A 19,237-nucleotide genomic window follows, 5' to 3' on the forward strand; every position below is an offset into this window, starting at 1 on the left:
CGCGGTGGAACACGCGTGCGGTCGGTTGCTACTTGGCCACGGTCACGCTGTCGAGGACCACGTTCTCGTGCGGCGCGCCGTCGCTGCCGCCGTCCTCGGTGCCCGCGGCGGCGATCTTCTGCAGGACGTCCATCCCGCCGGTGACCTTGCCGAACGGGGTGTAGTTCGGCGGCAGTTTGCTGTCCCCGGTGACCAGGAAGAACTGGCTGCCGTTGGTGCCGGGACCGGAGTTCGCCATCGCCACCGTGCCCGCGGGGTAGGCCGCGGTGCCGTCCGCGCCGGCGGTGCCCAGGTTCTCGTCGACGAACTTGTACCCGGGACCACCCGTGCCGGTGCCGGTCGGGTCGCCGCACTGGAGCACCGCCAGGCCGCCCGTGGTCAGCCGGTGGCACTTGGTGTGGTCGAAGAACTTCTTGCCCGCCAGGAACGCGAACGAGTTCACCGTGTGCGGCGCCTTGGCCGCGTCCAGGGCGACCTTCACCTCGCCGCACGTGGTCTTGAGCGTCATCGTGTACGCGCCGGCCGTGTCGATCGACATCGCCGGCTCCGCGGTGAACTGCTCCTTCGTCGGATCGCCCGGCGCCGGCGCCGCACACGTCTTCGGCTTGGCGGCGGGCGGCGGCGACTGCGGCGCGGAGGGCTGCGTGCTCGGCGGGGTGTTCGCCGCGTTCGTCTTCTTGTCGTCCTTGTCGTCGTCACTCGTCGCCACCGCGAGCCATGCCCCGCCACCCGCCACCACGACCACCGCCGCGACCGCGGCGACGACCTGATTGCGCCGGCGCCGACGTGCGTGCGCGGTCCCGCGTCGCTCCTGCTGGCGCTCGAACTTCTCGCGCGCGAGCTGTCGCTGGCGCTGCTGTTTGGTGACCACCGCGTGCTCTCCTGGATTCGAATGGTTCGAACGGACTGATGTGGATGGGACTCGACCCGGACGGCCGTGCGACCGAGCCTGCGCCGGACGACGGCTTCCGGCACCGTGACGGGATCCGTGTACCGGTCCCGACCTGCGGTGATCCCACACGTGCGGAACCGGTCGCAGCTCGCGCACAGTCTAGGCACGCACCCCCGGAACCGGTTCGCGATCCGCCCCCGCGCGCCGGTAGTCTCGTATCCGATTCCCACGTCCGCCGCATACTTCCGTGCTTGCCCCCGTCGCCGGAAGACCCCGAGACCGAGAGGACGAACGTGATCGTCGCCGGGTTCCCCGCAGGGTCCTTCCAGACCAACTGTTACGTGGTCGCTCCGGGCGCCGGCGAGGAGTGCGTGATCGTCGACCCCGGGCAGGACGCGTTCGACGGCGTACAGGACATCGTCCGCGAGCACGGGCTGCGTCCGGTGGCGGTGGTGTTGACCCACGGGCACATCGATCACATGTTCTCCGTGGTGCCGGTGTGCGCCGAGCACAAGGTGCCCGCGTGGATCCACCCCGACGACCGCGACCTGCTCTCCGACCCGGCCAAGGGCCTGTCGCTCGGCGTGGGACAGCAGTTGTTCGGCGGGATGACCTTCACCGAACCCGAGGACGTGCGCCTGCTCACCGACGGCGCCGTGCTCGAACTCGCGGGCCTCGAGCTGACGGTCCATCATGCGCCCGGCCATACACAGGGGTCGGTGGCCTTCGGCACCCAGGGAAGCGCGGACATCCCGCCCATCCTGTACTCGGGTGACCTGCTGTTCGCCGGCTCCATCGGACGCACCGACCTGCCCGGCGGCGATCACGCGCAGATGTTGCGCTCGTTGTCCCGGGTGTGTCTGCCCCTGCCGGACGAGACCGTCGTCCTGTCCGGCCACGGCCCCCAGACGACGATCGGCCGCGAGCGCGCGAGCAATCCGTATCTGCAAGAGCTGACGCCGCCCGCGGGACCGCACCGAGGAATGTGACGGATTTTCATACCGTGAGTACCTTCAACGCCCCCAAGGGCACCTTCGACATGCTCCCGCCGTATTCGGAGACGTTCAACCGGATCCGGATCCAGTTCGGCCTGGAACTGCGCGACGCGGGTTTCCAGTACATCGAGACCCCCACCTTCGAGGAGACCGGCCTCTTCCTGCGCGGCGTCGGCGAGTCCACCGACATCGTGACCAAGGAGATGTACACCTTCGAGGACCGCGGCGGCCGCTCGCTGACGCTGCGCCCCGAGGGCACCGCGGCGGTGATGCGCTCGGTGCTCCAGCACAACCTGTACGCGGGCCGACTGCCCGTGAAGTTGTGGTACTTCGGCTCGTACTACCGCTACGAGCGTCCGCAGGCCGGCCGTACCCGGCAGTTCACCCAGGTCGGCGCCGAGGCGATCGGCAGCGACGACCCGCTGGTCGACGTCGAGATGATCGCGCTGGCCACCGAGGGCTTCCAAAAGCTCGGCCTGCGCGACTTCCGGCTGCTGCTCAACTCGCTCGGCTGCCGCGAGTGCCGCCCCGTCTACCGGGCCAAGCTGCAGGAGTTCCTGCGCGCGCTCGACCTGGACGAGGAGACGCACGCGCGGATCGAGATCAACCCGCTGCGCGTGCTCGACGACAAGCGGCCCGAGGTGCAGGCGCTGATCGCCGACGCCCCGCTGATCACCGACCACCTGTGCGAGGCCTGCGCCGAACACCACACGTTCGTGCGCGGCATGCTCGACGAGTTGGAGATCGCCTACGAGGACACCCCCCGGCTGGTCCGGGGCCTCGACTACTACAACCGCACCACGTTCGAGTTCGTGCACGACGGCCTCGGCGCGCAGTCGGCGATCGGCGGCGGCGGGCGCTACGACGGTCTGTCCGAGGACCTCGGCGGCCCCGACCTGCCCTCGGTGGGCTGGGCGCTGGGCATCGGCCGCACGATGCTCGCGATGGAGGCCGAGGGCCAGGCCGTGGAGACCCCCGCCGACTGCGACGTCTACGGCGTCGCGATCGGCGACGCGGCCCGCCGCGCGGTCTTCGCCATGGTCACCCAGCTGCGGATCGAGGACATCCCGGCCGACATGGCGTTCGGCGGGAAGAAGCTCAAGGGCGCCATGAAGGCCGCGTCGCAATCCGGCGCCCGTTACGCCATCGTCGTCGGCGATCGTGACCTCACCGAGGGCGTCGCCCAGATCAAGGACCTGTCGAACGGGGACCAGACCCCGGTTCCGCTCGACCAGGTCGTCACCGTCTTGAAGGAGAAGCTTCAGTGATCCGCACCCATGACGCCGGGACGCTCCGCGCCGAGCACGCCGGCCACACCGTGACGCTCGCCGGCTGGGTGGCCCGGCGGCGCGATCACGGCGGCGTGGCGTTCGTGGACCTGCGCGACGCCTCGGGCACCGTGCAGGTGGTCTTCCGCGACCTGGAGACGGTGCACAACCTGCGCTCCGAGTTCTGCGTGCGGGTCACCGGCGACGTGCGGGTGCGTCCCGACGGCAACGAGAACACCGAGATCCCCACCGGGGCGGTCGAGGTCGTCGTGGACGACTTCGAGATCCTGTCGGAGGCGGCGCCGCTGCCGTTCCCGATCGAGGAGTACACCCCGGGCACGGTCAACGAGGAGGTGCGGCTCAAGCACCGCTACCTCGACCTGCGGCGCGCGTCGATGGCGCGCAACCTGCGGCTGCGCTCGAAGGTCACCCGGGTGATCCGCGAGGTGATGGAGGACCACGACTTCCTCGACATCGAGACGCCGTACCTGACCCGGTCCACGCCGGAGGGCGCCCGCGACTTCCTGGTGCCGGTGCGGCTGCAGCCGGGCTCGTGGTACGCGCTGCCGCAGTCGCCGCAGTTGTTCAAGCAACTGCTGATGGTGGCCGGGATGGAGCGCTACTACCAGATCGCGCGCTGCTTCCGGGACGAGGACTTCAGGGCCGACCGGCAGCCGGAGTTCACCCAGCTGGACGTCGAGATGTCCTTCTGCGACGCCGAGGACATCCTGGCGCTGACCGAGAAGCTGATCGCGCGGGTGTGGCGCGAGGTGCACGGCGTGGAGATCGCGCTGCCGCTGCCCCGGCTGCCCTACGCCGAGGCGATGGCGCGCTACGGCTCGGACAAGCCGGACACCCGCTTCGGGTGCGAACTGGCGGACCTGACGGCCTACTTCGAGGGCACCTCCTTCCGGGTGTTCCAGGCCGAGTTCATCGGCGCGGTGGTGATGCCCGGCGGCGCCGCGCAGACCCGCAAGGAGCTGGACGGCTGGCAGGACTGGGCGAAGGCGCGCGGCGCGCGCGGGCTCGCCTACGTGCTGGTCGACGCGGAGACCGGCGAACTGCGCGGCCCGGTGGCCAAGAACCTGTCCGAGGAGCACCTGGCCGGGCTGGTCGAGGCGACCGGGGCGAGTAGGGGCGACTGCATCTTCTTCGCGGCCGGGCGGCGCACGGCGCAGCTCGAACTGCTCGGCGCGGCGCGGTTGGAGATCGCCCGGCGCGGGTCGCTGATCGACGAGTCGAAGTGGAACTTCCTCTGGGTCGTCGACTTCCCGATGTTCGAGCCGATCGAGGACGCGGCCGGCAACCACCAGGGCTGGCACGCGATCCACCACCCCTTCACGGCGCCGACGGCGGAGTGGCTGGACGGGTTCGACAAGAACCCGGGCGAGGCGCTGTCGAACGCGTACGACATCGTGCTCAACGGCACCGAGATCGGCGGCGGTTCGATCCGTATCCACCGTCGGGACGTGCAGGAGCGCGCGTTCGCGGCGATCGGGATGTCGGAGGAGGAGGCGCAGTCGCAGTTCGGGTTCCTGCTGGACGCGTTCGCGTACGGGCCGCCGCCGCATGGCGGGATCGCGTTGGGGTTGGACCGGCTGGTGGCGTTGTTGGGCGGGGCGGAGTCGATTCGGGATGTGATCGCGTTCCCGAAGACGGCTTCCGGTGGGGATCCGTTGACCGGGGCGCCGTCGCCGATCACGGTGCAGCAGCGGCGGGAGGCGGGGATCGACGCGAAGCCGAAGTCGGGGGCCGGTGGCGCCGGTGATGCCGGTGCCAAGGGTGCGGGTGCGGGTGCGGCTGGGGCTGCGGTTGCGGATGCCGAGAAGGTGTAACCGCCCGTCTGTCGGTGGATGTTGTGGGGCGGTCGGGCCAGTGGCTCGGCCGCCCTTCGGCGTTGGGGGCGGGTTCGGGGGGGCGGACGGGCGTGTGTGGGGGCGTGTGGACGCGTGTGGTGGCGGCGGGGCGGTGGGGGCGGGCGTAGGAAAAACGCTTCTGCACAGGGGGAAAGCGAGGGTGGGCGTCGGTGCCTACCTTGGAAGTCGAGCCGGTCGCCGGGATCGGTTCGGACTACCTCGGGGAGGCCGACATGGCGGTGGACTTGACCAAGCGGCGGGTGCCGGCGGAGTACGTGACGCGGTCGACCGTGCTGGGGCGGGGTTGGACGCAGGCCGCCATCGGGCGTTTCCTGACCGAGCCCGACGGGACGATGGCCAACATGCGATATCGCGGTTCGCCGCCGGTGCGGTTGTACGCGATGGCGCGCGTGCAGGCGATCGAGGGCACGCGGGAATGGCAGGAGTGGTTCCACGCGTCGCGGCGGCGGCGCGCGGCGGCGCTGGAGCGGGCGGCGGCCGGGGGCGTCGGGACCGACGGGGGTGCAACGGGCGGAGGTGGTGCGCCCGTTGTCGTCGGGGCCGGGGCCGGGGCCGAGGCCGAGGCCGGGGTCGAGGTGGGGGTTCGGGTCGGCTCGCATGTCGGAGGCGGGCGGGATGCTGGAGCGGGTCGAGGTCGGGGCTCGAATCGGGAGGTCGCATGAGCCACACCGTGCATATCAATCCGCTGCGGTGGTTCACCGACGGCGAGGGTGGCCTGGAGTTCGTCGAGTCGTTCGGCACGCCGGTGCCGGCCGACCTCCTGGAGGAGGCGCGGGCCGCGTCCTATCCGCAAGTCGGCGATCTGTTGGGGGTGTTGCGCGGCGAAGGGTTGTCGGCGCGCTGTTGGTTCAGTCTGTGGGTCGACGGCGCCGAGGTGACCGATCCGCTCCCGGAGCGGCCCGGGGGTGGTGACGGCGATCATCTGGGCGGGCTCGCGCTGGCGGTCGCGGGCGAGCGCAAGCGGATCGGCGGCGACGAGCCGGCGTCCGGGCTGACCTGCCGGGCTCCGGGGGAGGGTGCGGTGGAGCGGGCGGTGGTCGCGCTGGCCGAGGCGTTCGGGCCGCAGGTGATGTGGGCCGGGGACATCGGCGAGGTGGTGGTGGTGCCGCCGGGGTGGACCGCCGACCGGGTTCGGCGCCGACGGGCGGGGTGCGACATGGCCGATTCGTGAGGGATCTGCCCCTGTTCGTGGGGGTGGGGCATCTGGGAGCGTAGTCGCGGGAAGCCCCCGGGAGGGGGCGGCCACCCGACTCGTTCGACTGCTGGGAGCCTCGCCATGCCCTTCTCGCTGTTCGGTCGCAAGAAGTCGAAGCCCGCACCGTCCCCGGCGGCCCCGCCCACGGTCGGCGCGACACCCTCGGCCACCGTGCGCAGCGGCAGCGGCTCGGCGGTCAGCCTCGACAAGATCGAGCGCTCCGCGCCCGGTCTGGTCAGCCTCTACAAGGCGGCCGGGGTCAGCCTGGAGAAGAACAGGCTGGCCGGCGTGCGGGCGGCGGTCTATCTGGTGCTCGACCGCTCGGGCAGCATGGCGCCGTTCTACAAGAACGGCAGCGTCCAGGCGCTCGCCGACCGGGTGTTGGCGGCGGCCGCGCACTTCGACGACGACGGCACGGTGCCGGTGATCTTCTTCGACACGAAGGCATACGCGGCCGAGGAGATCTCGCTGGACAACTACGGCGGCCGCATCGCCGCGCTGCACAAGAAGCTCGGCCACATGGGCACCACCGACTACGTGTCCGCGATGGAGGCGGTGATCGCGCACTACCGCTCGTGCGGCGCGACCGACCCGGCCTTCGTGATCTTCCAGACCGACGGCGCGCCGAACAACGCCAAGGCCGCCGAGAAGACCCTGTGCAAGGCGGCCGAACTGCCCATCTTCTGGCAGTTCATCGGCTTCGGCCGAGACGAATTCCGCTTCCTGCACCGCCTCGACGACCTGCCCGCCCCGAAGTACCGCGTAGTCGACAACGCCGGCTTCTTCGAAGCAGGCGCCGACCCCCGCCGCATGCCCGACCCCACCCTCTACGACAACCTGATGAACGAATTCCCCGAATGGCTCCAAACAGCAAAAGCAGCCGGCGTCCTACGCTGACCCACACGCCCATCTCGCTTCGCCGCCGGGCGGGCGGCCGGGGCCTTCCCGGGTGGATCGGGCGCTTTCGGCGACGGTTGCGCCTCGGCCGGGAGTGCGGGTCCGGTCCGGGTCGGGTCGTGGGTGGGCCGCCGCCGGCGTGTGGGGCTCCGAGCGGCGGGGCTTCCGATGAGGCGGGGATGTTGGTCGGCGAAAACCGGCCTGCAGCGGCGGGCGGGGCGGGCGGCCGGGTCGAGTCCGCCGAGGCGCCGTCCCGGGTAGGTCGGGGGTGTTTGGCGGGCGCCGCGTTTGTGGTGGCGGAGCTTCGGCGCGGGCCCGGTCCGGGTCGTGGGGTGGGCCGCTGCCGGCGTGCGGGGCTCCGAGACTGAGTGTTTCCGACGAGGCGGGTGTGTTGCTCGGCGAAAACCGGCCAGCAGCGGCAGGCAGGGCGGCGGTTGGGTCGAGTCCGCCGGGCGTGCGTTCCCGAGTGGGCCGGATGTTTCCGGCGGGCGTTGCGCCTTGGGTGGCGGGTGGCGGGTGGCCTGGTGCGGGGTGGGTCTGGGTCGGTGGGTGGGCCGCTGCCGGCGTGCGGGCTCCGAGACTTGGGGCTTTAGACGAGGCGGGTGTGTTGCTCGGCGAAAAAGCGGCCTGCAGCGGCGGGCAGGGCGGCGGTTGGGTCGAGTCCGCCGGGCGTGCGTTCCCGAGTGGGTCAGGCGCTCCCGGCGGGCGTTGCGTTTTGGTGGCGGAGCTCCGGCGCGGGGCCGGTCCGGGTCGCGGAGTGAGCCGCTGCCAGCGTGCGGGGCTCCGAGACTGAGCGCTTCCGACGGGACGGGTGTGGTGCTCGGCAAAAAGCGGCCGGCAGCGGGGGAGGGGGGAGGGGGGAGGGGTCGGGTCGAGTTTGCCGGGGCGCCTTCCCGAGTGGGTCGGGTGCTCCCGGTGGGCGTTGCGCTTCCGGTGGCGGAGCTTCGGTGCGGGGCGGTCCGGGGCGTGGGGTGGGCCGTCGCCGGCGTGCGGGGCTTCGAGCGGCGGGCCTTCTGACGAGACGGGGGTGTTGGTTGGCGAAAACGGGCCTGCAGCGGCGCTCGGGGCGGGCGCTCGGGTCGAGTCCGCCGGGGGCCTTTCCGAGCGGGTCGGGTGTTTTCGGTGTGTGGTGGGTGTGTGGGTGGTGAGAGTTCGCGAAATCGGGCGGCGTGAGGTGCCGCAGGCTTGAGGCGAGAGAAAACCGCAGGTCAGTGGGAAGGGATGCCGTTTGGTGTGCCTTGGGGTCCGGTTTTGGACTTGACTGGGCACTTTCGGCCTCCTCGACGGCCCCGGTGGGGTCGCAGCGCGTGAGGCCGACTCCCACCGGGCGGTTTCGGTCTCCGCTCCGGTGTTGAGAGAGTCGGAGCGCACGAAACCGGCACTCGACGCCCGTCTTTCCGCCCCGACCGTGCAAAACCGCAGGTCACCGAGGCTCGAAGCCCACAACCACCCACCGAGATCCGGTTTCGAACCCCAACCTTTCCCCGACGCCCCGCGAAGCGCCGCGACCCACTCGGAAAGGCCCCTCGGCGGACTCGACCCGACCGCCCGCGCCCTGTGCGCCGCTGCCGGCTGGTTTTCGCCAACCAACACCCCCGTCTCGTCGGAAGCCCCGCCGCCCGAAGCCCCGCACGCCAGCGCCAGCCCACCCCGCGACCCGGACTGCCCCCGCACCGGAGCTCCGCCACCGGAAGCGCAACGCCCGCCGGAAACACCCGGCCCACTCGGGAAGGCGCCCCGGGCGGACTCGACCCGACCGCCCGCCCTGTGCGCCGCTGCAGGCCGGTTTTTGCCGAGCAGCACGCTCGTCTCGTCGGGAGGCCGGACCTTCGGAGCCCCGCACGCCTGCGGCGGCCCACCATCGGCTCTGATCGGCCCCGTGCTCCGCCACCACAAGCGCGGCGCCCGTCAAACACCCCCGACCCGCTTGGGAAGGCTCTTCGGCAAACTCGACCCGCCCGCCCTGTGCGCCGCTGCCGGCTGGTTTTCGCCGAGCATTACACCCGTCTCGTCGGAAGGCCCGACTCTCGGAGCCCCGCACGCCGGCGGCGGCCACTCCACGACCCGGGCCAGACCCGCAGCGGCACCCTCGGCCGAAAGCGCCCGACCCACCCGGGAAGGCCCTCGGCAGATCCAAGCCGACCGTCCGCCCGGTCTGCCGGTGGCTTTCCCCGGAGGCAATACGCCTGTCTCGTCGTCAAGAGTCCCAGGCTCCCGAACGATCCTCCGCCCCGTCCCGTCCCATCCCGGGCGGGTGGGTGCCATGGTGTCTGATTTGGCCTGTTGCCTTGGTGGTCGAGGGGTGTTGTTGGTGCGTCTGCCGGGTCTTGGTTGTTTCCGGCGGGTGGCTCTGGGGGGTCGGCGGATTCCGGTGTTCGTGTGTGGCGGGTGGTGTCGGGGGTGGGGGTTAGGGTCGGGGAGTGGATGCCGATCTTTTTACCGCTGCCGCCGAGGCGCGGCAGGCCAAGGACCCCTCGCTTGCGCCGCTTGCCGTGCGGATGCGGCCGCGTGAACTGGACGAGGTGGTCGGGCAGCGGCACCTGCTGGGTGAAGGGTCGCCGTTGCGTCGGCTCGTGGCGTCGGAGAGTCGGGTCACCGCGCCGAGTTCGGTGATTTTGTGGGGACCGCCCGGTACCGGCAAGACCACGCTCGCCTACGTGGTCAGCCATGTCACTCGTCAGCGGTTCGTGGAACTGTCCGCGATCACGGCGGGCGTCAAGGAAGTGCGCGCGGTGATCGAGGACGCGCGTCGGCACGCCGGGTCCCAGGGGCGGGACACGGTGCTGTTCCTCGACGAGATCCACCGCTTCTCCAAGGCCCAGCAGGATTCGTTGCTGCCGGCCGTGGAGAACCGATGGGTGACGCTGATCGCGGCGACCACCGAGAACCCGTACTTCTCGATCATCAGCCCGCTGCTGTCCCGGTCGCTGCTGCTGACCCTGGAGTCGTTGACCGACGACGACCTGCGCGAGGTGGTGCAGCGCGCGCTCACCGACGAACGCGGCCTGGCCGGGACGCTCACCCTCGACGCCGACGCCGAGGAGCACCTGCTGCGGATCGCGGGTGGTGACGCGCGGCGTGTCCTGACCGCGTTGGAGGCGGGTGCGGGGTCGGCCGCCGACAAGGGCGAGGAATCGATCACCCTGGCCACGCTGGAGAGCGCGGTGGACCGGGCGGCGGTGCGGTACGACCGGGACGGGGATCAGCACTACGACGTGGCGAGCGCGTTGATCAAGTCGATCCGGGGTTCGGACGTGGACGCGGCGCTGCACTACCTCGCGCGGATGGTGGAGGCGGGGGAGGACCCGCGCTTCATCGCCCGGCGGTTGATGATCTCGGCGAGCGAGGACATCGGGATGGCCGATCCGACCGCGATCCAGGTCGCGGTGGCCGCCGCGCAGGCGGTCGCGCTGATCGGCTTTCCCGAGGCGCGGATCACGCTGTCCCAGGCGGTCATCCATCTGGCCCTCGCACCCAAGTCGAACGCGGCATACCTGGCGATCGACGCCGCACTCGCCGACGTCCGGAAGGGGCTGGCCGGCCCCGTCCCGCCGCACCTGCGGGACGGGCACTACAAGGGCGCCGCCAAACTCGGCCACGCGCAGGGCTACATCTACCCGCACGACGACCCGGACGGTGTGGCGGCCCAGCAGTACGCGCCCGACGCCATCCACGGCCGCACCTACTACGAGCCCACCCGCCACGGCGCGGAGGCCCGCTACGCCGACATCACCACGTGGCTCCGCACCCGCCTGAACACGCCGACCCCGCCGACGTCCTGACGCGCGGACCCCACTCCACCCCACCCCGCGCCGCGCACCTCGGTACGAACAGCGCTGTGCCGCACCCGGCCCGCACCGAACGCCGCCCGTCGGGGTGATGCGCCGGGAGGTGCGTTCAGGTGGTGTGTGGGGTCCGTCCTGTGGGGGTGGAGTCGGACTTCAGGGGGACGGATCGGGGGGTGCGAGGGGCTACTGATGGGGGACGTCCGTGCTGGTGGGGGCGGGTGAGGATGGGCGGGATCCCGCTGTTCGTGCTCGGCCCTCCCGGAGTTGCCCGTGTTTCGTTTCGCGCTGCGCAATGTCGTCGCCCACCGGACCAGATTGGCGATGACCGCGGTCGCGGTGTTGCTCGGTGTGGCGTTCGTCGTGGGCACGCTCGTCCTGTCGGACACCCTGGGGCGGGCGTTCAAGAACACCGCCTCCAAGAGCTTCGCGGACGTATCCGTCGCCGTCCTGGACGACAACGTCGACCGCACCGGCTCGCGCGCGCACGGCCGACCCGAACCCACGCTCACCGAGGACACCCTCGCCCGGCTGCGCGCGCTGCCCGGTGTCGCGCGGGCGCGTGGTGTGCTGGAGGGGTTCACCGGCGTGGTGGACCGGGACGGTGACCTGCTCGGGTCGGGGTGGACGACGATCGGGACGAACTTCGTACCGGTCGGGGACGGCACCGATCCCCGCTTTCCGATGCGGTCCGGGCGCGGACCGGCCGCCGCCGCCGAGATCGCGCTCGACGTGCGGACCGCGGACAAGGGCGGCTTCCGGGTCGGCGACACCGTGCGCGTCGCGCTCGGCGGGCCGATGATCGCGGCTCGGCTGACCGGGGTGTTCGCGACCGACGATCCGCGCGTGTCGTCGGGTGGCTCGCTCGTGCTGTTCGAGACCGCGACCGCACAGCGGCTGCTGCTCGAGCCGGGGCGCTACGCCGAGATCGACCTGGTTCCGGTCCCCGGAACGAGTGAGGCGACGTTGCGCGCCGCGGCTCGGCGGGTGGTGTCGGACGCGGACAATCTGCGGGTCGCCTCCGGACGTACGCTCGCCCGCGAGCAGGTGGACATGATCGAGGCCGGCACCCGGCAGATGACGATCGCGCTGCTCGCGTTCGCCGGCATCGCGCTGTTCGTCGCGACCTTCATCATCGCCAACACCTTCACCATGCTGGTCGCCCAACGCACCCGCGAACTGGCCCTGTTGCGCGCGGTCGGCGCCCGCGGCGGACAGGTCACCCGGATCGTGCTGGTCGAGGCCGCGGCCGTCGCCGTGATCGCCTCCCTGCTCGGCTTCGCCGCCGGTATCGCGATGGCCGGTGCGCTTCGGGCACTCCTGGAACGATTCGGCGCGCATCTGCCCGCCGGCCCGCTGATCGTGGAGGGCCGTACGATCGCGGTCGCGTTGCTCGTGGGCGGTGCGGTCACCCTCCTGGCGGCGTGGTTGCCCGCTCGGAGGGCGTCCCGGATTCCCCCGGTCGCCGCGCTGAACGCGGTGGAGCGACCGGCGGGCCGCGGCGGACCGCGTGGCCGCGGCGCGCTGGGGGCGCTGGTGACGGCGGTCGGTGCGGCGCTCACCGTGTACGGCCGTTCGGCGGCCGGCGACAGCGGCCGGGTTCCGGTCGCGCTCGGTGCGTTCCTGCTGTTGAGCGGTGTCCTCGTGCTCACCCCGTCGCTTGCCCGACCCGCCATCGCCGTGGGCAAGCCACTGCTGGATCGTGTGTTCGGTGTGGCCGGTCGGCTGGCGCGGCGCAACGCGGTACGCAATCCCCGACGTACCGCCGCCACCGCGTCCGCGCTGACCATCGGGCTGTCCCTGATCGCCGGCCTGACCATGCTCGGCGCGTCGATCCGGCAGGCCGTCGAGGAACGGGCGATCGCCGAGATCGCCGCGGACTACCGGATCGGTACGGTCAACGGCGCCTCGCTCGACGCGGGCGTGCCGGCTGTCGTCGCCCGCGTGCCCGGGGTCACCGCGATGTCGCCGCTGGTCCGGGACTCGGTGCTGCTGGACGGCCACGAGGCGGCGGTGATCGCGGTGGAGCCCAAGGGCATCGAGCACCTGATCGACTTCGGCGGCCTCGCCGCGCCCGAGACCGGCGGCCGTACCGCGGCCGCCGACGCGCTGCGCCGCGGCGAGATCCTGATCACCGCGGACACCGCGAAGCGGCGGGGATGGGGCGTCGGCTCGGTGATCCCGATCGGCTACCCCGACGGCGCCCGGGGCACCGTCAAGGTCGGCGGCATCCAGGGCGACCTCGAACAGCTGACCAAGGTGACGGTGCCGGCCGCGCTCCTGGAGCGGCACACGGTCGACCGCGACATCCGTTCGATCATGGTCCGCATCGAGGGCGGCGGCAGCGCCGCGACCACGCGGGCGATCGAGCGCGCGATCGGCGACAACCCGCTCGTGCGGGTGGAGGATCGCGCCGCCATCCGCAAGTCCTTCAGTCGCACGGTCGACCTGCTGCTCAACATCATGTACGGGCTGCTGGCGATGGCGGTGCTGATCGCGGTTCTCGGCGTGATCAACACCCTGGCCATGTCGGTGTTCGAACGCCGCCGGGAGATCGGCATGTTGCGCGCGATCGGCTTGGACCGCTCGCGGGTGCGCACGATGGTCCGGGTCGAGTCGACGGTCATCTCGGTGTTCGGCGCGGTGCTCGGTCTGCTGGTCGGGGCGTTCCTGGCCTGGGGGATCCTGGGCACGCTGCGCGGCAAATTGCCGAATCTGGTCCTGGTCGTGCCCTGGGCCGGCGTCGCCGGGTTCCTCGCCCTGGGGGTCGTCGTGGGCGTCGTCGCCGCGGTCTGGCCGGCTCGCACCGCCGCCCGCACCGACATCCTGACCGCGATCGGTGCCGAATGACCGCCCTAACGGCCCTGGCCGCTCGCGCCGATCGCGGAGGCGCGGAGGCCGTCCGGGGCCGGGGTTCGCATGGCGCGGGCGATCTCGGGGTCCAGGCGGCCGGTGACCGCGCCCACCACCGTGCGGCGGACCAGTTCGGTCCACGCCGGTGCGCGGCGCATCATCGCGTGGCCGTCGGGGAGTTCGAATCGGCAGACGCGGTCGGAGACCTCGCGCGCGGCCAGCGCGTAGCGGTGCGAGGCCTTCGGGCTCGTGGTGTGGTCAGCCGTGCCGTGCACGACGACCAGGTCCCGGCCGGCGAGTTGTGCGTACGGTTCGTCGTCCTCGATCCAGGGCGCCAACGCGCAGATCGTGCGCACGCTGTCGTGGCCGGCCACCCGCAACGCGGTGCGGCCGCCCATCGAGTGGCCGACGAGGGTGACCTCGGCGTCGGGATATCGGGTACGGATGCCGTCGAGGGCCCACCACGCGTCCTGGACCGGGTCGCGATCGGGTTCGTTCCAGCCGCGCACCCGGTAGCGCAGCAGCCAGGTCTCGGCGCCCGCGGCGTGGGTCGCGCGGTGTACGGATCGCGCTATCGGCACCATGCGTCGATAGGCCAGGTTGCGGGTGGAGGCGGGTTGCCGACCCTGCGCCCGGCCACCGGGCAGGACCAGGACGACCGCGCGTACGGGCGTGTCACGCGGCGGCGACCACCTGCGCAGCGCGGCGAACGGCCCGGTGGATGCGTGCGCGTCCGGCATGCGGAGCCCTCCATGCTGTCGGCGTGGCCCCGGCGACCAGGCCACTCGCGTCGTGCGGGGCCCTTCACGACCACAAACCCCAAAACCCGAACGCCTCCACCACCCCGGTCGTTCCCACCGACACCGACCCTCTGCGCCTGCGCCCGCCTGTCACTCCCACGAGAGCGCCGGCGACCGCAATCACCCGCCCGCGCCTGCGACCGGTGATCACCCGCGCTCCCATTCGCGACCGAGCCCCTGCGACAGCGTTACCGACGTCGCGCGCGACCCCGCTCGCCTGCGCCTGCGTTCGCGACCGCGCTCGGCCTGGCGGTTGCGTGCACGCTCGTGCTTGCCGGGACCCCGCGACCGCATCCGCCCGCTTGCGCCCGTGCCGGCGACCGCATCCGCCTGCGCCTGCGACCGGTGATCACCCGCGCTCGCACTCGCGACCGAGCCCCTGCGACAGCGTTACCGACGTCGCGCGCGACCCCGCTCGCCTGCGCCTGCGCTCGCGACCGCGCTCGGCCTGGCGGCCGCGTGCATGCTCGTGCTTGCCGGGAGCCCGCGACCGCATTCGCCCGCCTGCGACCGCGACCGCGCCCCTGGCCGGTGGCCGTCCCCGCTCGCCGTCGGGACCGGGTCGGTGATCCCACTCGTGCCCGTGAGCGCGTTGTGGTGTCTGCGGATGTGAACTCGGGCGCGTGGGTGTTCGGGATCCGCCGGTGTCGGTGGGCGGCGTCGCGGCGGTGGGTCAGAAGCCTCGGGTGCGCTTGGACGCCGGGCGCATCTCGCGGCCCGTGCGCGGTGGCGGGGAGGGCAGGACGAAGCGGGCCGCCTCGGAGCCGACGTTGACGCCCGCCGCGAGCGCCAGCGCCAGGGACGCCGCGTTCACCAGGCTGCGCCAGCCGCTGTCGGTGTGGCCGAGGGCCAGTCCGAGCATGCCCTGGTACATCGCGCTGCCGGGCAACATCGGGCCGATCGCCGGGATCACGTACGGCAGCGCCGACGTCCCGTGCCAGCGGGCGAGCAACTGCCCGAGCAGCCCGAGCAGCCCGGTGGCCACCGCCGTGGCCAGCACCGGCGCGGCGCCCGCCTCGCGCAGCACCTGGAATACCGCCCAACCGACCGCCCCGCCCGCCGCCGCCATCGGCAGCAGCACCCGACGCACCTGGACCAGCACCGCGAAGGTCAGCGACACCGCGCCCGCCGCGAGGAGTTGCACGAAGCGGGGGTTGCCGTTGAGGTTGAAGGTCCCCTCGACGGTGAACTTCACGCCCACCTGGTCGCCGATGTACAGCACGATCGAGATGCCCACGATGATGCCGACGATCAGGTAGAAGACCTCCAGCAACCGGGCCGCGGCGGTGATGTAGAAGCCGGTCAGTCCGTCCTGTACGGCGGCGACCAGGGCCCGCCCCGGCAGCAGCGCGAACAGCCCGCCGGTGACCACGGCGTACGGGTTGATCCCCGCGCCGAGTTTGATCATCACCACCGTGATCGCCGCGGCCGGCATCGAGGCGAGCACGAACTGGTAGAACTCCGGGACGCCGCGCTCGGCGAGCAGCTGCGCCAACCGCTCGCCGATCAGCGCCGCGACGCAGGCCGCGACGGCCACGATCGGTCCGCCGCCGACCATCACGCTCGCGAAGGCCGCGATCAGCCCCGCGGACAGCAGCAACAGCGGGCGCGGGTACGGGTGTCGGTTGCGGCGGATGTCGGCGAGGCGGTGGTACGCCTCCTCCAGGGTCAACTCGGATCGGGTGATCGCCTCGACCAGCTGGTGCGCCTCGTCGAGCCGGGTGTAGTCGACGGCGCGGCGGCGCACCACCCGCTCGCCCGTGACCGGCGGTTCGACCAGCGAGGGCTGGTAGGACAGGGTGATCGCGACGAAGGTCACATTGGGCTGGCAACGTTCCAGGCCGTACGCGTCGGTGATGCCGAGCATCGCCGCCTCGACGTCCTCCCCGCCCTCGCCGCTGGCCAGCAGCAGCTCGCCGGTACGCAGCGCGAGATCGAGTACGCGCGGGACCGAGGGGCCGGCCTCGGGCTTCTCCGGCGCGGGCACGATCGGGATGCTCGCGGTGTGTCCGCTGAACCGCAGCTGGGTGCGCAGCCGGTCCTGCCACGGGCTGGCGCCGGATCGCGGCGTCGCGGACCGCTCCGGCTCCCAGGGCGCGCGAGCGCCCGGACGGGCGCGGCCGACCTCGTCCGCCGGTTCCTCCGGTTCGTGTCGCGAGTGCTGCTCCGACACCCCGTGTCGTCCCTTCCGCCGTTCCCGCCGCGATCCGGCTCGCGCCGGCGGCACCGTCGACCGGTCCGCCGTGGCGATCCGTCCGGGTGGATCGCCACCCGGTGCCGCGACCGGAAACGTTAGCCGGTTCCGGACCCGGGCCCCGGCCCGGCACGGCCGATCACGGAGGAGGAGACTGCCCGGCGGGCGCCGCATCATGCGAGGCCACGGGTCGGCCGACGGGCCCCGACGCGTGCCCGTCCCGAAGCGGCGGGCGAAAGCCTCAGCTCTCCCCGTGCACCCCGTGCAGCAGTCGGCGCAGCGCGCCGCCGAGTTCCGTCGGGTCGGCCACCGGGTGCTCGAATTCGAAGCGCACGTCACAGGTGCGGTCCGGACCGCCGGTGCGCAGCCGGATGCCGTGTCGGTCCAGCGACACCGGCGCCACCCGGTCCGCGCAGGCCGGCGCGCCCGCCACGATCGCCAGCCGGTACAGGTCGTCGCCGTGCGCCGCGGCCAGGTGCTGGAGCAGTTCGGCCTCGTGCCCGGCCAGCGGGTCGGGCGCGGCGTCGGCGTAGTCGTCGGGCTCGACGTGTCCGGTGCCCCACAGGTCGTCGACCAGCACCTCGCCGACCTCCAGACGCACGACCGTCCCGGCGCGCTCGGACGCGGTGGGGTCGGGGGCCGCCTCGGCCAGCAGCGCGGCGGCCCGCTCGGCGTCGGGGCCGGTGGGGATGCTCAGCCAGCCCGCGATCCAGCAGTGCGCGCGCACCCGGTGCGGCACGGCCACCGGCGCCACGTCGACCAGGTGCAGCACGGCGGCCACGTCGTCCCGGGACGTCAGCACCACCGCGGCGGTCTCGCCCGGGACGAGCAGCAGCAGCGAGCCGTCGGCCTCGACGGCCCGTGCGGCGGGGATCACGTGCTCCTCCCGGTCGCCGGGCAGGTCCAGGGTGGCCGACCCGGCGTGGGCGGCCAGGGTGCGGGCCCGCTCGGCGGTGCGCGGCCGCCGGGAAGAGACATCGGTGCGCCCGGCGTTGGCCTCGGTGGGAACAGACATGGCGTCCTCCAGGTGTGGCGCTCAGGTACGGCGCTCGTTTGCGACCCCCGAGTGGGCTACCGGCCGCGTCTTCGTTAAGGTTAGGCTTACCTAAGTACCCCGATCTTGGCAAGACGGCCCGATCCGGCGGCCCACCGCCCCGGCCCGACGGCTCGACCCAGGACCGGACCGGCCACACCCGCATCGACCGACCGCCCGAACCGCCCGAACGGCCCCGCACGGAGGACCCGACCTTGACCAACCAGACGCGCCCCAAGATCCGCCGCAGCCGCGCGCTCGGTGTGGCGCTCACGCCCAAGGCCGCCAAGTACCTGGAGAACCGGCCCTACCCGCCGGGCGAGCACGGCCGCGGCCGCAAGCAGACCTCCGACTACAAGACCCGGCTGATGGAGAAGCAGCGCCTGCGCTTCCAGTACGACATCTCCGAGGTCCAGATGCGGGCCGCGTTCGACCGCGCCAACAAGCACGCCGGCAAGACCGGCGACGAGCTGGTGGTCGACCTCGAGCGTCGCCTCGACGCCTTCGTGCTCCGGGCGGGCTTCGCGCGCACCGTCTACCAGGCGCGGCAGATGGTCACCCACGGCCACATCGAGGTCAACGGCGGCAAGGTGGACAAGCCCTCCTACCGCCTCAAGCCCGACGACGTGGTCGCCGTGCGCGAGCGCAGCCGCACCAAGCCGCTGTTCCAGGTGGTCCAGGCCGGCGGCTTCGCCGCCGCCGAGACCCCGCGCTACATCGAGGCCCGCCTCGACAAGCTGATGGCCCGTCTCGACCGCCTCCCGCAGCGCCGCGAGGTCCCGGTGATCTGCGACGAGCAGTTGGTCGTGGAGTACTACTCCCGCTGATCGACGACATCGACAAACCGACACCGAAGGTCGATCGACACACGACACCGGGTCGCGACACACGCCACGCCGACCGCGCGGGTTTCCTCGGACGAGGGGACCCGCGCGGTCGCGGTAGGGTCGGGTTTTCCGAGGTGGGCGACGCGTATCCGCCGCCTCGACTGATCCCACTCATCAAGGAGCGCATGACGGTGTCGGGTGGCGAAGTCGCGCTGATGATCATCGCCGTTTTCTGGGCGATCCTGGTCGCCTTTCTCGCGGTGGCTCTGGTGAAGCTGGCGAAGGTGCTCAAGGAGGCCACGACCCTGGTCGCAGGGGTGGCGGACCGGGCGGTCCCGCTGCTCGACGAGGTCACCGAGACGGTCCGGGCGACCAACGCCCAGATGGGCCGCGTCGACCAGATCGCGGGCAACGTGCAGACCATGACCACGAACGCCACCGCGCTGTCCTCCACGGTCGCCGCCACGCTCGGCGGGCCCCTCGTGAAGACCGCCGCGTTCAGCTACGGTGTGCGCCGCGCGTTGTCCGCGCAGCAGCGCGCCGAGCTCAGCCGCCGGGTGCGGACCGCGGCGAAGGCGCAGAAGGTCGCGCGGCAGCGCAGCATGCGCGGGAGGGGCTGAC

At 72.2% G+C, this 19,237-nt stretch carries 14 protein-coding genes; 10 read left to right on the forward strand and 4 right to left on the reverse strand.

Features of this window, described 5'->3' with window-relative positions:
• Positions 1-28: 28 nt before the first annotated feature.
• On the reverse strand, positions 29-871 hold the full coding sequence (locus EMA17_RS46865; RefSeq protein ID WP_126643346.1) for a peptidylprolyl isomerase: 843 nt from the start codon (positions 869-871) through the stop codon (positions 29-31).
• Between the two features lie 314 nt (positions 872-1,185).
• Between EMA17_RS46865 and EMA17_RS46870 the strand changes: the two genes are divergently transcribed.
• The 8 genes from EMA17_RS46870 to EMA17_RS46905 all read left to right on the forward strand — a co-directional run bounded on the left by EMA17_RS46870 (position 1,186) and on the right by EMA17_RS46905 (position 13,759).
• Positions 1,186-1,881, forward strand: a complete 696-nt coding sequence (locus EMA17_RS46870) for an MBL fold metallo-hydrolase (protein WP_126643375.1) — start codon at positions 1,186-1,188, stop codon at positions 1,879-1,881.
• A gap of 14 nt (positions 1,882-1,895) precedes the next feature.
• Positions 1,896-3,155 carry a histidine--tRNA ligase gene (hisS, locus tag EMA17_RS46875; protein ID WP_126643347.1) on the forward strand — a complete coding sequence of 420 codons (1,260 nt, stop codon included), beginning with the start codon at positions 1,896-1,898 and terminating at the stop codon, positions 3,153-3,155.
• On the forward strand, positions 3,152-4,990 hold the full coding sequence (gene aspS, locus EMA17_RS46880) for an aspartate--tRNA ligase (protein ID WP_126643348.1): 1,839 nt from the start codon (positions 3,152-3,154) through the stop codon (positions 4,988-4,990). The genes hisS and aspS overlap by 4 nt, the downstream gene beginning before the upstream one ends.
• Before the next feature lie 191 nt (positions 4,991-5,181).
• Complete coding sequence (locus tag EMA17_RS46885; RefSeq protein WP_126643349.1) at positions 5,182-5,694, forward strand: hypothetical protein; 513 nt, start codon at positions 5,182-5,184, stop codon at positions 5,692-5,694.
• A complete protein-coding gene (locus tag EMA17_RS46890) occupies positions 5,691-6,203 on the forward strand; it encodes a hypothetical protein (protein WP_126643350.1) in 513 nt (170 codons plus the stop codon). The genes EMA17_RS46885 and EMA17_RS46890 overlap by 4 nt, the downstream gene beginning before the upstream one ends.
• A 105-nt stretch (positions 6,204-6,308) precedes the next feature.
• Positions 6,309-7,124, forward strand: a complete 816-nt coding sequence (locus EMA17_RS46895; protein ID WP_126643351.1) for a vWA domain-containing protein — start codon at positions 6,309-6,311, stop codon at positions 7,122-7,124.
• Positions 7,125-9,544: 2,420 nt separating this feature from the next.
• A complete protein-coding gene (locus EMA17_RS46900; protein ID WP_126643352.1) occupies positions 9,545-10,906 on the forward strand; it encodes a replication-associated recombination protein A in 1,362 nt (453 codons plus the stop codon).
• Positions 10,907-11,182: 276 nt separating this feature from the next.
• Complete coding sequence (locus EMA17_RS46905; RefSeq protein WP_126643353.1) at positions 11,183-13,759, forward strand: ABC transporter permease; 2,577 nt, start codon at positions 11,183-11,185, stop codon at positions 13,757-13,759.
• A gap of 5 nt (positions 13,760-13,764) precedes the next feature.
• Here the strand turns inward: EMA17_RS46905 and EMA17_RS46910 are convergent, their stop codons facing one another.
• The 3 genes from EMA17_RS46910 to EMA17_RS46920 all read right to left on the reverse strand — a co-directional run bounded on the left by EMA17_RS46910 (position 13,765) and on the right by EMA17_RS46920 (position 17,771).
• Positions 13,765-14,502, reverse strand: a complete 738-nt coding sequence (locus EMA17_RS46910) for an alpha/beta hydrolase (protein WP_126643354.1) — start codon at positions 14,500-14,502, stop codon at positions 13,765-13,767.
• A gap of 733 nt (positions 14,503-15,235) precedes the next feature.
• On the reverse strand, positions 15,236-16,735 hold the full coding sequence (locus EMA17_RS46915) for a threonine/serine exporter family protein (protein ID WP_246127333.1): 1,500 nt from the start codon (positions 16,733-16,735) through the stop codon (positions 15,236-15,238).
• 262 nt (positions 16,736-16,997) lie between these two features.
• Positions 16,998-17,771 carry a DUF2470 domain-containing protein gene (locus tag EMA17_RS46920; RefSeq protein ID WP_126643355.1) on the reverse strand — a complete coding sequence of 258 codons (774 nt, stop codon included), beginning with the start codon at positions 17,769-17,771 and terminating at the stop codon, positions 16,998-17,000.
• Between the two features lie 233 nt (positions 17,772-18,004).
• Here EMA17_RS46920 and rpsD point away from each other — a divergent pair, with 233 nt between their 5' ends.
• Complete coding sequence (gene rpsD, locus EMA17_RS46925) at positions 18,005-18,616, forward strand: 30S ribosomal protein S4 (protein ID WP_078974422.1); 612 nt, start codon at positions 18,005-18,007, stop codon at positions 18,614-18,616.
• Positions 18,617-18,801: 185 nt separating this feature from the next.
• Positions 18,802-19,236, forward strand: a complete 435-nt coding sequence (locus tag EMA17_RS46930; RefSeq protein ID WP_126643356.1) for a DUF948 domain-containing protein — start codon at positions 18,802-18,804, stop codon at positions 19,234-19,236.
• Position 19,237 lies beyond the last annotated feature (1 nt).

The organism is Embleya hyalina (assembly GCF_003967355.1).
Lineage (GTDB): Bacteria > Actinomycetota > Actinomycetes > Streptomycetales > Streptomycetaceae > Embleya > Embleya hyalina.